Below are 11,881 nucleotides of genomic sequence, written 5' to 3' on the forward strand. Positions count from 1 at the left end.
CGGATCCTCCCCGCTCTGCACTTTTCTCGGAACGTGCCGGAGCGTGTCTGATCCGGAGCCGGTCAACACCTTGTTATTTTTTAATGTAGATCCTTCTGTCACGGATCTCTACTTTTCCTTCTTTCATCAGATGGCCCACTGCACGCTTGAATGCGTTCTTGCTGAGGCCAAACTCTCTCTTGATGACTTCCGGTGAAGCATGGTCATCAAATGGCAGCACGCCTGCAAATTCCTCGATTACGCTGAGTACGCTCTCTGCATCCTCATTGATCTGGATGTAGGCTTTCTGACGGTCACTGACATTCATCTTTCCATCCTCTTTTACCTCAGTGACACGAAGATCAAGAATAGCTCCCGGTCTGTATTTGCCGGTTGCCTCTCTTGCAGGGATCAGTGCGGAATATTTATCATCTACCGCAACAAAAACGCCGAAGTTTCCGCTGATCTCATAGACACGGCCCTTTACCATATCTCCCGGTACATAAGGAGTTCTAGTGGAAAGATAATGATATACTTTCATGGTTGCACAGAGTCTGCTGCTCTTATCTACATAAAGAGCTACCAGACATTCTTCCCCCTCACGGACTCTGTTGGTCTGCTCATGATACGGAAGAAGAAGATCTTTCTCCAGTCCCCAGTCAAGAAAAGCTCCTATTCTGGTGACCTGTTTAACCTTAAGGACTGCTGTCTGTCCCACCTGGAGCATCGGCTCACGGGTAGTTGCGATCAGTCTGTCCTGAGAATCTTTGTAGATGAATACCTCGATCTCATCACCTACTTTGGTTCCTTCCGGTACCTGTTTGGACGGAAGAAGCACACGCTCGTTCTGAGGTGCGTTTCGGTCCTCTCCAAGATATATTCCGAAATCTACGGTTTTTACAACCAGTAATTTCTGTTTTTTACCTAATTCTATCATTCTTACTCCTGTTCCTAAAAAATATATATGTTCATTTACTGTTTGCTGTCTGTCCTGCATTATAACATAAGAGAATTATTATAGAAAGCACAAAAAAGGCAGCTTTGGAAATTTCTTTCCGTCACTGCCTTTTATCGGTCGGTTATGCGGATATCTGTGATCCGCATCCGGTCCATCTGTTTTTTTACTAATTTATTCTGTCGGTTTCTCAACCGGCATCGGGTTCATCATCTTAATGACAAAAAGTACAATCAGCATCAGCACGATTCCCACCGGAAGAGCGATCCATGCTGTTTTTACAAAGCCTGCAACAATATAAGTTACAAAGGATACTGCTGCAGCCAGGATCGCATACGGAAGCTGTGTGGAAACGTGAGTCACATGATCACACTGTGCTCCTGCGGAAGCCATGATCGTTGTATCAGAGATCGGTGAGCAGTGGTCTCCGCAAACTGCACCTGCCATGCAGGCGGACATGGAAATGATCATCATCTCAGGACTGGATTTCTCAAATACCGCAACAACGATCGGGATCAGGATACCAAAGGTTCCCCAGGAAGTACCTGTAGCAAATGCAAGTCCGCATCCAACCAGGAAAATAATGGCCGGAAGGATAACTTCAATACCACCGGCAACAGAACGCATTGCTTCTTCTACGAATACTGCTGCACCAAGTGAGTCTGTCATAGCCTTCAGTGTCCATGCAAAGGTCAGGATCATGATCGCCGGTACCATAGCCTTGAAGCCTTCCGGGATGCATCCCATACAATCTCTGAAATTGATCACACGGCGGATCATATAGAAAATAATGGCAAACACCAGACCAAAAGCACTTCCCATTGCAAGGCCTGTAGAGGCATCACTCTGTGAAAATGCGGTAACAAAATCTGTTCCACTGAAAAATCCTCCTGTGTAGATCATACTGATGACACAGCAGATAACAAGCACAACGATCGGGATCACAAGATCGATCACCTTTCCTCTCGGATTCGGTGTCTCATCATCCGTTGCATTCTCATACGGTCTTGCAGATGTTGTATAAAGATCTCCGTTCAGCGCATTGATCTCATGTGTTCTCATGGCACCAAACTCGGTTTTCATCAGTACCATGCCAACCATCATTACAATAGTAAGGATCGCGTAAAAGTTATACGGGATGGTTCTTACAAAAATCGCAAGTCCATCCTGTCCCTCTACGAATCCGCTGACTGCAGCAGCCCAGGATGAGATCGGTGCGATGATACATACCGGAGCGGCTGTCGCATCGATCAGGTATGCAAATTTCGCTCTGGATACATGATGTCTGTCTGTTACCGGACGCATAACGCTTCCTACTGTCAGGCAGTTAAAATAATCGTCAATGAAGATCAGGACTCCAAGGATGATCGCTGCAAGTTCCGCGCCCACACGCGTGTGGATCTTTTTGCTGGCCCATCGTCCGAATGCGGCGGAGCCGCCGGCCTTGTTCATCATACATACCACAGATCCCAGGATTACCAGGAAGATCAGGATACCTACGTTATAGCTGTCAGAAAGAACCTTGATGATTCCTCCCTCAAAAATCTGTGTTACTGTTCCTTCGAATTTGAATCCGGAATAAAGCAGTGCTCCTACTACAATTCCCACAAACAGAGAACTGTATACTTCTTTTGTGATCAGCGCAAGGATGATCGCTACAAGAGGTGGAAGCAGTGCCCAGATTGTTGCATACAGAGCAGGCTGATAAGTCTCCTCCGCATCCGCAGCCAGCACAGTCAGGGGACTTGCCAGTGCGCCCATGAATACCATTGCCATAACAGACAATGCTGTTCCTGCTTTTTTACTCATTTTTCTCCTCCCTTTTCGGGGACAAAAAAACGGAGGCTGTCCCTTCTTAAGAACACCTCCGGTTAAATAATCTTCTTTATTCAACTTACGATAGCGCTCCACATCCGTGACAGTACAACGCATATTCTGCGTTATCCCAGTACCCTGTCATCTGGCCTTTCAGAGCACTTCGGCAGATTTTCCTTTCTTTATGGACAGCCTGCCAGGGCCTCTCGTCCATAAATACTGATAAAATCCGCGCCTCTATCTCTTTATCCGTGACCGTTTACCCCCGCAAGGTTTCCCGGTCGCCTTTTTTCTTTATACTGTAGCAGTTTCCGACATAAATATCAAGTAGTTTGCTGTATAAATATCAGTCATACCAATTATCATGCTGCTGATCTCAGGAGCACTCTTCGTTCAGTAGCCACTTCACATCCACACCCAGCACTTTTGCAAACACTCTCAGTTCATAATCTGCCACAAAACGTTCTCCGCCTTCGATCCTGCTGATACTGTCACGTTCCAGCATCACACCTTCCACCTGCATTTTTGCCGCCAGATCTGACTGTGACATCCGTTTTATATTTCTCATCTGACGTATTTTTTCTCCGGAAACGTTCTTTCTTCCCTGATAAGTGTAAATTTTCATCCTGCCACCTGTTTTCCAAAATGTGTTAATGTTCTGCATTTTTCTTGACATTAGCACATATTTTGGTGGCACCTGTGTTAAAGGTCAGCAAATCTGGTTTTTTTCGACAAAAAATGAACATTTCTTCATTGTTTTACCCTGGATAGTATCTTTTACAGGACACTATTGTATCAGTAAAACAGTTATTCCATTCTGAATTACTGCCCGCCCGTAAACGGCACCTCTCCACAATTTATATTCCACAAAAAAAGAATGCCACACTTTTCCATGTGACATTCTTCTGCTTCTTTTTTTTCTTATTTATTTCCCTGTCCATAGTAGGCATTTGCGCCATGTTTTCTGTAGTAATGTTTATCCTGAAGCTCCTGCGGCGCCGGTTTTACATCCGGATTGATCAGCTCGCAGCGGGAAGCCATCTTGGCAACTTCTTCCAGGACAACTGCGTTGTGAACAGCCTCATGTGCATCTTTTCCCCAGGTAAACGGTCCGTGGTTTTTGCAGAGGACTGCCGGAACTGCTTCGTAATCTTTATCTTTGAAATAGTCGGCAATGAGAATACCGGTATTTTTCTCATAGGCTTCCTCGATCTCATCTTTTGTCAGGTTACGCACGCATGGAACCTCTCCGTAAATATAATCCGCATGTGTTGTTCCATAACATGGAATGGATCTTCCTGCCTGTGCCCAGCTTGTAGCCCAGGATGAATGGGTATGCACAATACCTCCAATCTTCGGAAACGCATTGTAAAGCACCACATGTGTGGCAGTATCAGAAGACGGATTGTATTTGCCCTCGACTTTATTTCCTTCAAGATCGACTACAACCATATCTTCCGGCGTCAGTTTATCATAATCCACACCACTTGGTTTGATGACAAAAAGTCCCTTCTCTCTGTCGATACCGCTGACGTTTCCCCAGGTAAACGTAACCAGGCCATATTTCGGCAGATCCATGTTTGCTCTGTAAACTTCTTCTTTTAATTTTTCCAGCATTGCGTTTCCTCCCTTTTATAAAGTGTCTTTACAATCCACTTCGTAATATATCCATGCTGTTTAAAACAGCTCTGATTACTTTGTAAATTCCACCACAGCGTAGGGTTCCTGATCTTCCGCATTGAGAACTACCGTTGCCTTATTTGCTTCCATATATACTTCCGGAATCATTACATTTCCAAGGACAGCCTGTCTCTTGTACTCCACACGAAGCTGATGGACCGCAAAATCCTCCGGCAGAAAATCAGCTGCCATTCGGATATACTGGCAGTTGTTTACGTGGTGGTTCGTATCCAGATGATGTTTCTGTACGGCAAAAGATTCCTTCGGTTTCCGCTCTTTCGGAAGCGCGATCTTTCTCGGTGCATAATCCATTTCCATCTTCTCTCCCAGATCATAAGGATCGGTGTCCGCCGGTGTCAGCTTTTCCGGAAGTCCTGTCTCTGTGTTGATAAAGGACCAGTAAGAATTCGCCCAGGCCAGTCTCTCGCCATCCGCTGTCTCAAGAATAAAATTACGCATTCCGATAAAGCCCCGGAATCCATAAGGAATTGTTGTTACTTTTATATTTTCACCAAGCTTTGGATATCTCTTCACAATTACCTGCCATGCGGAAAGTACCCAGGCTCTTTTCTGTGCCTTTAATACTTCCATTCCGAGACCTGTCTGTTCAGATTCAAAGGTACAGCAGTCCTGAAAATAATCCAGAACTCCCGGCAGCGTCAGGCAGCCCTTCTCTCCGATCTCGCTGAATCTTACGCGACTTTCAAAACTGTAGCTCATAATGTGCCTCCTGTTATACTGTCTGCAAATTTATTGTATCACTTGTTCTAAAGATACACACTTGTTTTTTCTCTTATTTCATAGAACAAAAAAGCACCTCTCATCGAGGTGCTCAAGAAGCAGGGCTACAAGGATTCGAACCTTGAACTGACGGAGTCAGAGTCCGTTGCCTTACCGTTTGGCGATAGCCCTATGTGTTTTTGTTTCGCTTGCCTTATCGCTTGCGACGAATGATATTATATAACAGCTTTTTTAAAATTGCAACCCCTTTTTTAAAATTTTTTTATTTTTTTCTAAAAAACTTTTCCAAAGTGCCGGGAAGCCTTATTTTATGCGGCTTCCCGGCATTTTTCAGTTATACAGTAAAACAAATATTTATATTCCAAGTTCACTCTGATATTCTTTTTTATGTTCCCTCTTCTGATTATACATCACTTCGTCAGCCTCATGAAGCAATGTATCCAGATCTACCTTATCATGATTCCGGGGAACTCCTACAATTCCACAGCTGAAGCTGCGGGCATAATTCTTTTTTTCTCTCAGGACAAACTGTTTCTGAATATCTGACAGGCGCTTCCTTGCATCATCGCCTGCACAATCCCGCATCAGAATGCAAAATTCATCTCCACCAATCCGGGCAAAAACATCTTCTTCCCGGATATTTTCATTTACGATCCTGACAAAAAAACGGATATATGCATCCCCTTCCTGATGTCCAAACGTATCATTGATATATTTCAGGTGATCCAGGTCACAGTAGCAGACCGAAACCGGCTCCCCTGTCTTCAAAATCTCTTCTGCTTTTTCTTTCAGATAAAAACGGTTGCCAATTCTGGTGAGCATGTCCTGATATGCTTCCGCTTTCAGCTGTTCTTCCTTGACTCTCGTTTCCGTAACTTCCTGAACAATATTCACATATGCCCATTCTCCCTGCCATTTCATCTTACCGGTAGTAATCGCATAAAATCGATGGTCGGAATCTTCTGCTTCCCATTTCCACTCATACAGTTCTTTTCGTCTGTTATTCTTCTGCGTTTTCTGTTCAATCTGACTGATCCACTGCTTATAAACATCCCAGTTCCGTACTTCATCTTCCGTTCTCCGGTTACTGTACAGAAGGCTCTGTCCGTCCAGACTGATCACCAGGATTTCTTCTTCGCTTCTTGCGATCAGTTCCATCAGAAGCTGACTGTAACTCTCTGCCATCTCCGCATGTTTCTTTTCCTGCTCGACGATAAGTTTCAGAGATCTTTCCCTCTCCCGAAGCTGCTCTGTCATGGTATTAAAAGCTTCCGAAAATTCCCCCAGATAAGAAACTGTCTGGGAATAATCCCCCTTGGCTACCTGCTTGGCCTGCCAGGTCAGATGATTCAGGTTCGCATGGATATTTTTGAGATTTTCACACAGAAAATTCTCTCTGGCGGGCTTAAAGCTGGAAAGGTCTCCTTTGGATAATGCGGCAGAACATTGTTTCATTTCCTTTACTGCCGTTTCCAGATACTGCAAACCCATTCCAAGTTTTCGAAAAGGCTCATCCAGGCTGTCTATCTCCAGAGTTTTCACTTCAGAATCGTATAAAATTGATCTCAGATATTCAAATAACAGTTCGCAGTTTCTGTCTTCCATTTATCAAACCTCTATTCCGATCATTCCTGTACATCTGCATGAAAACGGCAAACTCTGTCTCCCGTTGCCCAGCAGTCAACTTCTACCGCCGTGTACGGCTTTCCGGAGTACAGAGAAAGGATTCCTGCTATAAAACCTTCATCATAATTACATACGGTTTCCCCGAGAACAGGAAGCCCTGAACAGTCTGCATCTTCCGCAACGGTCAGGATAATTTTTCCGGTTTCTTCATTTACATCCTCAATGCGGAGAACTCCGATTTTCAGCTCCTGCATTTTTTTCTGAAGTTCATTGACAAACTGATCCAGCGGCACATCCAGATCCAGCATGTTTTTTGCAAAATATTCTCCGGCTTTACGTCCTGCACTCCGGAATACCTCAATCTGAACCTCTTTTCCAAACCGGTTTTTCAGTTCGTCTTTCAGGGAATACTCCAGCATCCGATATACCATTACCGGAAGCTCATCTCCCAGATTTCCTCTGCATTTGGCATCATATTTAAAATAATCCTCAAACTGGATTTCTTTCATTTCCTTCAGAAAAATATTCTCACCCATACCCGTCTCCTGTTTAAATTTTCTATACATTTATAATAATCCATTCATTTTCCAGTGTCAATTTTATGTAACCTTTTTCTAATAAAAAAAGTATGAAAATTATCCATTTTTATGCACATCAAAAAATCTGACCCTTCTGTAAAAAAAATTTTACAATCCCCTCCTTTGTGTTATAATAAGCCTTATAAAAAAAGAACGGAAACTACCGTGTATTTTCCTCCGGTCACAATATCCGGAGGCACTTAAAGGAGAACTTTATGCGAGCAAATAACCTTACTCTGCTCACGGACCTCTATGAGCTTACCATGATGCAGGGATATTTCAAAAACCCGACCAACCAGACCGTTATCTTTGATATGTTCTACCGCAACAATCCATGTGGCGGCGGTTTTGCTATCTGTGCCGGACTGGAGCAGATGATCGAATACATCGAAAATCTCCGTTTCGCCGAAGAAGACATTACCTATCTGAGAAGTCTTGGCATCTTTGAGGAAGATTTCCTTGAGTACTTAAGCAACTTCAAGTTCACCGGTGATATCTACGCGATCCCGGAAGGAACCGTAATCTTCCCGAGAGAACCAATGGTCAAAGTTATAGCACCGATCATGGAGGCTCAGCTTGTAGAAACCGCAATCCTGAACATCATGAACCATCAGAGCCTCATCGCTACCAAGGCAGCCCGCGTATGCCACGCAGCCAAGGGTGATCCGATCATGGAATTCGGTCTTCGCCGTGCCCAGGGTCCGGATGCCGGAATCTTCGGAGCCAGAGCTGCAGTGATCGGCGGATGTGCAGGTACTTCCAACGTGCTGACCGGCCAGATGTTTGACGTTCCGGTTCTTGGAACTCATGCACATTCCTGGATCATGAGCTTCCCGGACGAGTACACCGCATTTAAGACTTATGCGAAACTTTACCCGAATTCCTGCACTCTTCTGGTTGACACCTACGATGTCCTGAAATCCGGTGTTCCCAATGCAATCCGTGTATTCGAAGAAATGCGTGAAGAGGGTATCCAGCTGAAAAACTACGGAATCCGTATCGACAGCGGTGACCTTGCATACCTTTCCAAAAAAGCCTACAAGATGCTGGCTGCTGCCGGTTTTGATGATGCTACCATCTCTGCATCCAGCGATCTTGATGAATACCTTATCGAGAGCCTGAAAGCTCAGGATGCCAAGATCAATTCCTGGGGTGTCGGAACCAAACTGATCACAGCCGATGACAATCCGGCATTCGGCGGCGTATACAAACTTGCCGCTGTAAAAGACGCTGACAGTGACACCTTCCAGCCGAAGATCAAACTTTCCGAAAACACAGAGAAAGTTACCAACCCGGGCAACAAGACGGTATACCGTATCTACAGCAAGAAGACCGGAAAGATCAAAGCAGACCTGATCTGCCTGGCAGATGAGAAATTTGATCCGGAAGAAACCATGGTTATCTTCGACCCGGTTGACACCTGGAAAAAGACCAAAGTCCTGGGCGGAACCTACGAACTCCGTGAGCTTCTTGTTCCGGTAATTAAAGGTGGTAAGAGCGTTTACAAATCTCCATCTGTCATGGAACTCCGCGACTATTGCAAACAGGAGCAGAACACACTGTGGGATGAGTCCAGACGTTTTGTAAATCCGCAGAAAGTATATGTAGATCTTTCCCAGCCACTTTATGACATGAAAAAGGCCCTGCTGGAAGAAATGAGTGAAAAAGCTCTCTAATTTAAAAAAATCTCCAATCATAAATCCCCTCTCCTTTTCATAAGCTTATGGATAAGGAAAGGGGGTTTTTTATGCACAGAGATTTTTACACCCGTCTGATCAACCGGGAGCATCCTCTGCCGGAATCCTTTGTACCGGAACATCTCATTGACATTGGCCTGCCATTTGAGGCAGCTCCAGGTGATCCCAAACGGCTGCTGGAATGTCAGACCGCCAGAGCCGCCTCCCAGCTTTTTCACGCCTGCCACCGATGTGGCCTGAATCTGTGGGCAGTTTCCGGATACCGCTCTTTCAGGCGGCAACAGGAACTTTTTACAGGAAGCCCTTTTGTGGCAAAGCCAGGAACAAGTGAGCATCAGAGCGGACTTGCTCTGGACGTTTCCTGTCCTTCCATCCATATGGAACTCTCCGAAAAGTTTTCCGAAACCGGTGAAGGCAGGTGGCTGAAAAAGAACGCTCCGCTCTACGGTTTTATTCTCCGGTATCCGAAAAACCGGGAGGAGATCACTGGCGTCCCCTATGAGCCCTGGCATATCCGCTATGTGACAAAACCGCTGGCCTCCTGGCTTACCATCACCAACCTGACTCTGGAAGAATACCACAACTTTCCCGCGAGATGTTCGCCGCCACCCTGAACAGCAACATTACATCTGCACAGCAGACTTGCTTTACTGCTCCATCTGCCGTCCCAGAAAACTGGCCGCTGTGCGGACAAGAACCCGTTCCTTATCCCCCAGGATCGTTTTCTCATTTTTTCCAAGAAGGATCACGGAACCGATGGCATCACTGGCACACAGGATCGGCTGTATCATTTTTCCGCAGTAAGAATCCATATCTCCGGAAATGACCGATATATTATCCCGACTTTTTCCATCGATCATCTTTCCTTCCCGCCCGGATATAACCATGTCCAGTTCCCGGCTGATCTCTTTTCCTTCCAGTTCCCGGCTTCCGCTTCCTGCTGCCGCCACCACCAGATCACGATCTGTGATACATGCCGCCAGCCCGGTAGTCTGCACCAGTGCCTCCACATATTCCCGGGCAAAAGTATTCAACTCTCCGATGGGCGAATATTTTTTCAGAATGATCTGTCCTTCCCGGTCTGTATAGATCTCCATCGGTGTCCCCTCTTTGATCCGCAGCGTTTTACGTATCTCTTTCGGGATCACCACCCTGCCCAGGTCATCGATCCGACGAACAATTCCCGTTGCTTTCATCTTCTAATATTCCTCCTGTATCTTTTATCTGTTTATCTTTTATCCGTATGGTTATTATGTGAAAAACTGGGAGAAATATGTATAAAAAAAGCCGGGAAAACCTGCTCTTCCCGACTTTCTTTTTTATCTTTTCCTGTTTTCTTCAATGATCTTCAAAGCATCCGGATTAATCGCTCCAGGCGTTGCTGCCGGCCGTGAAAGATAATATCCCTGAAGCAGATCTACCTCCAGCTCAAGAACTTTTTTAAGCTCTTCCGCTGTCTCCACGCCTTCCGCAACAATATACATTCCACGCTGATGTGCATACTTCACAATGTTTGCTACGATCTGCTGTTTATCTATATCCGTATCAATATCACGGATGATCACCATATCCACCTTAATATACTTCGGTGAAAGTGCCAGAAGACTTTTTTCACTGTTGTATCCGCTTCCATAATCATCCAGAGCGACCGCACCCAGAAATCCTTTTGACGTTTTTCTTTCAAGAGCTTCTTTGCTGAGAAGTTCCTGTTCTGTGATCTCAAGAACCAGCTGAGACCGGATATCCAAATATCTCTGCCTGAATTCTCTGCATTCCTCATCTGTCATGTACTCACTTGCAATGGAATTTACAAACAGAAGCTCATCACCTCTTACTTTTCCATTTGCCCGAAGTCTGCAATATCCTTCTGCCGCGCAGAAAAAAGTGATTCTTTCCAGATCATGAAGGCATTTTTCTTCTTTTGCAAGACGCAATACATCTTCCGGGGATTTCAGCATTGACATTTCTACATGCATCAATGCTTCCAGAGCTCTGATCTTACCTGTAACCGCCGATACAATAGGCTGATAATAATAGGCAATATCTTCCCTCTTCATCAACTGCAAAAACTGCTTTCGCAGTTGTGTTTCTCCGGATGCTCACGGAACAGTTTTTCACTTTCTCTCTGGAATGCCCGCCTGTTGTAAAGTCTTGTAAGCGTATCATAATCCCTTTCATGTTCAATATTCATACGCTCCCTGGTAACTTTTGTAACATCCTCCACAAGGCCGATCTGCCGATCCGGTTCTGTCTTGATCTCCATGCGGACATATCGTATTTCTCCGCTATTATGGATCACACTGTAAACTCTGGAACCATCTCCTCTAACCGTGTGATGGCAGCTTTTATTATAGGAATCCAAAAATTCCATAAAATCTTTTCCTGTCATTGATTTTTCCGACAGTTCCTTTTTGCCCAGCATAGAAAAAAAGTTATCTGTTACATAAACGCTTTCATTCTCCGATCGAACTTCAAAACCTCCAAGTTCTACACTTGCCATTTCCATGATCCTTAAGAATTTCGTAGATATGGTAAGCATGTCCTGGTTCATCTGCGTAATTGCTCCGGCAAACTGGTCAAGTTCCCGGATTCCCGTGTCGGAAAAGCGGAGCGAAGTGCTGTTATTCTTCTGTGCCTCTTCTACCTCATCAGAAAGTTTCTTTACCGGACGGTTTTGCTGCAGATATTTTCCATCAGCGGCAGATAAGATTCTTTATTATTTCCGATATCTTCAATTCGGATCTGTCCGGAATCAATAAGGTTCTGTGCCTCCTCATTGACATATTCCTGCAAAGCTGACAGCTCCTGAT

13 protein-coding genes, 1 tRNA gene and 1 riboswitch are annotated in these 11,881 nt (G+C 45.0%); of the genes, 2 read left to right on the plus strand and 12 right to left on the minus strand.

Features of this window, described 5'->3' with window-relative positions; genetic code table 11:
- Positions 1–73: 73 nt before the first annotated feature.
- From G5B12_RS12615 to G5B12_RS12650, 8 genes are all read right to left on the minus strand, one after another.
- Entirely contained in the window at positions 74–916 is an 843-nt protein-coding gene (locus G5B12_RS12615; RefSeq protein ID WP_148448280.1) for a CvfB family protein, read from the minus strand.
- Between the two features lie 192 nt (positions 917–1,108).
- Positions 1,109–2,695: a Na+/H+ antiporter NhaC family protein gene (locus G5B12_RS12620; protein ID WP_408611455.1), complete on the minus strand. Its 1,587-nt coding sequence runs from the start codon at positions 2,693–2,695 to the stop codon at positions 1,109–1,111.
- A gap of 131 nt (positions 2,696–2,826) precedes the next feature.
- Positions 2,827–2,997: riboswitch (Lysine riboswitch) on the minus strand.
- Positions 2,998–3,125: 128 nt separating this feature from the next.
- Positions 3,126–3,374 (minus strand): helix-turn-helix domain-containing protein, encoded by a 249-nt coding sequence (locus G5B12_RS12625; protein ID WP_021975957.1) that lies wholly within the window; start codon positions 3,372–3,374, stop codon positions 3,126–3,128.
- Between the two features lie 296 nt (positions 3,375–3,670).
- Positions 3,671–4,366 (minus strand): L-ribulose-5-phosphate 4-epimerase, encoded by a 696-nt coding sequence (locus G5B12_RS12630; RefSeq protein WP_021975958.1) that lies wholly within the window; start codon positions 4,364–4,366, stop codon positions 3,671–3,673.
- Positions 4,367–4,441: 75 nt separating this feature from the next.
- The gene (locus G5B12_RS12635; RefSeq protein WP_021975959.1) at positions 4,442–5,149 is read right to left on the minus strand and encodes an acyl-[acyl-carrier-protein] thioesterase; all 708 of its coding nucleotides are present in this window, start codon (positions 5,147–5,149) and stop codon (positions 4,442–4,444) included.
- Between the two features lie 120 nt (positions 5,150–5,269).
- Positions 5,270–5,341, minus strand: a tRNA-Gln gene (locus G5B12_RS12640).
- A 183-nt stretch (positions 5,342–5,524) separates the two neighbouring features.
- Positions 5,525–6,775 (minus strand): sensor domain-containing diguanylate cyclase, encoded by a 1,251-nt coding sequence (locus tag G5B12_RS12645; RefSeq protein ID WP_174088433.1) that lies wholly within the window; start codon positions 6,773–6,775, stop codon positions 5,525–5,527.
- A gap of 20 nt (positions 6,776–6,795) precedes the next feature.
- Positions 6,796–7,332: a V4R domain-containing protein gene (locus G5B12_RS12650; protein WP_244096092.1), complete on the minus strand. Its 537-nt coding sequence runs from the start codon at positions 7,330–7,332 to the stop codon at positions 6,796–6,798.
- A 257-nt stretch (positions 7,333–7,589) separates the two neighbouring features.
- Between G5B12_RS12650 and G5B12_RS12655 the strand changes: the two genes are divergently transcribed.
- The gene (locus G5B12_RS12655; protein WP_174088434.1) at positions 7,590–9,050 is read left to right on the plus strand and encodes a nicotinate phosphoribosyltransferase; all 1,461 of its coding nucleotides are present in this window, start codon (positions 7,590–7,592) and stop codon (positions 9,048–9,050) included.
- A gap of 71 nt (positions 9,051–9,121) precedes the next feature.
- Positions 9,122–9,685 carry a M15 family metallopeptidase gene (locus tag G5B12_RS12660; RefSeq protein WP_174088435.1) on the plus strand — a complete coding sequence of 188 codons (564 nt, stop codon included), beginning with the start codon at positions 9,122–9,124 and terminating at the stop codon, positions 9,683–9,685.
- 33 nt (positions 9,686–9,718) lie between these two features.
- Here the strand turns inward: G5B12_RS12660 and G5B12_RS12665 are convergent, their stop codons facing one another.
- The 4 genes from G5B12_RS12665 to G5B12_RS17830 all read right to left on the minus strand — a co-directional run bounded on the left by G5B12_RS12665 (position 9,719) and on the right by G5B12_RS17830 (position 11,864).
- Positions 9,719–10,267: a stage V sporulation T C-terminal domain-containing protein gene (locus tag G5B12_RS12665; protein WP_021975964.1), complete on the minus strand. Its 549-nt coding sequence runs from the start codon at positions 10,265–10,267 to the stop codon at positions 9,719–9,721.
- Positions 10,268–10,390: 123 nt separating this feature from the next.
- Positions 10,391–11,128: an EAL domain-containing protein gene (locus G5B12_RS12670; protein WP_118071754.1), complete on the minus strand. Its 738-nt coding sequence runs from the start codon at positions 11,126–11,128 to the stop codon at positions 10,391–10,393.
- Positions 11,128–11,622 carry a hypothetical protein gene (locus tag G5B12_RS12675; RefSeq protein WP_174088436.1) on the minus strand — a complete coding sequence of 165 codons (495 nt, stop codon included), beginning with the start codon at positions 11,620–11,622 and terminating at the stop codon, positions 11,128–11,130. Before G5B12_RS12675 ends, G5B12_RS12670 begins: the two co-directional genes overlap by 1 nt.
- Before the next feature lie 110 nt (positions 11,623–11,732).
- Positions 11,733–11,864: a hypothetical protein gene (locus G5B12_RS17830; protein ID WP_255493958.1), complete on the minus strand. Its 132-nt coding sequence runs from the start codon at positions 11,862–11,864 to the stop codon at positions 11,733–11,735.
- Positions 11,865–11,881: the final 17 nt, after the last annotated feature.

Origin of the sequence: Blautia sp. MSK.20.85 (assembly GCF_013317245.1) — a bacterium.
In the GTDB taxonomy this organism is placed as follows: Bacteria; Bacillota; Clostridia; order Lachnospirales; family Lachnospiraceae; genus Blautia_A.

Bases quoted from the DNA above. Each gene is read 5' to 3' on its own strand.
- G5B12_RS12620 (WP_408611455.1), bottom strand. From the start codon at position 2,695: ATGGGCGCACTGGCAAGTCCCCTGACTGTGCTGGCTGCGGATGCGGAG.
- G5B12_RS12630 (WP_021975958.1), bottom strand. From the start codon at position 4,366: ATGCTGGAAAAATTAAAAGAAGAAGTTTACAGAGCAAACATGGATCTG.
- G5B12_RS12625 (WP_021975957.1), bottom strand. From the start codon at position 3,374: ATGAAAATTTACACTTATCAGGGAAGAAAGAACGTTTCCGGAGAAAAA.
- G5B12_RS12635 (WP_021975959.1), bottom strand. From the start codon at position 5,149: ATGAGCTACAGTTTTGAAAGTCGCGTAAGATTCAGCGAGATCGGAGAG.
- G5B12_RS12650 (WP_244096092.1), bottom strand. From the start codon at position 7,332: ATGGGTGAGAATATTTTTCTGAAGGAAATGAAAGAAATCCAGTTTGAG.
- G5B12_RS12615 (WP_148448280.1), bottom strand. From the start codon at position 916: ATGATAGAATTAGGTAAAAAACAGAAATTACTGGTTGTAAAAACCGTA.
- G5B12_RS12675 (WP_174088436.1), bottom strand. From the start codon at position 11,622: ATGAACCAGGACATGCTTACCATATCTACGAAATTCTTAAGGATCATG.
- G5B12_RS12670 (WP_118071754.1), bottom strand. From the start codon at position 11,128: ATGAAGAGGGAAGATATTGCCTATTATTATCAGCCTATTGTATCGGCG.
- G5B12_RS12645 (WP_174088433.1), bottom strand. From the start codon at position 6,775: ATGGAAGACAGAAACTGCGAACTGTTATTTGAATATCTGAGATCAATT.
- G5B12_RS12655 (WP_174088434.1), top strand. From the start codon at position 7,590: ATGCGAGCAAATAACCTTACTCTGCTCACGGACCTCTATGAGCTTACC.
- G5B12_RS12665 (WP_021975964.1), bottom strand. From the start codon at position 10,267: ATGAAAGCAACGGGAATTGTTCGTCGGATCGATGACCTGGGCAGGGTG.
- G5B12_RS12660 (WP_174088435.1), top strand. From the start codon at position 9,122: ATGCACAGAGATTTTTACACCCGTCTGATCAACCGGGAGCATCCTCTG.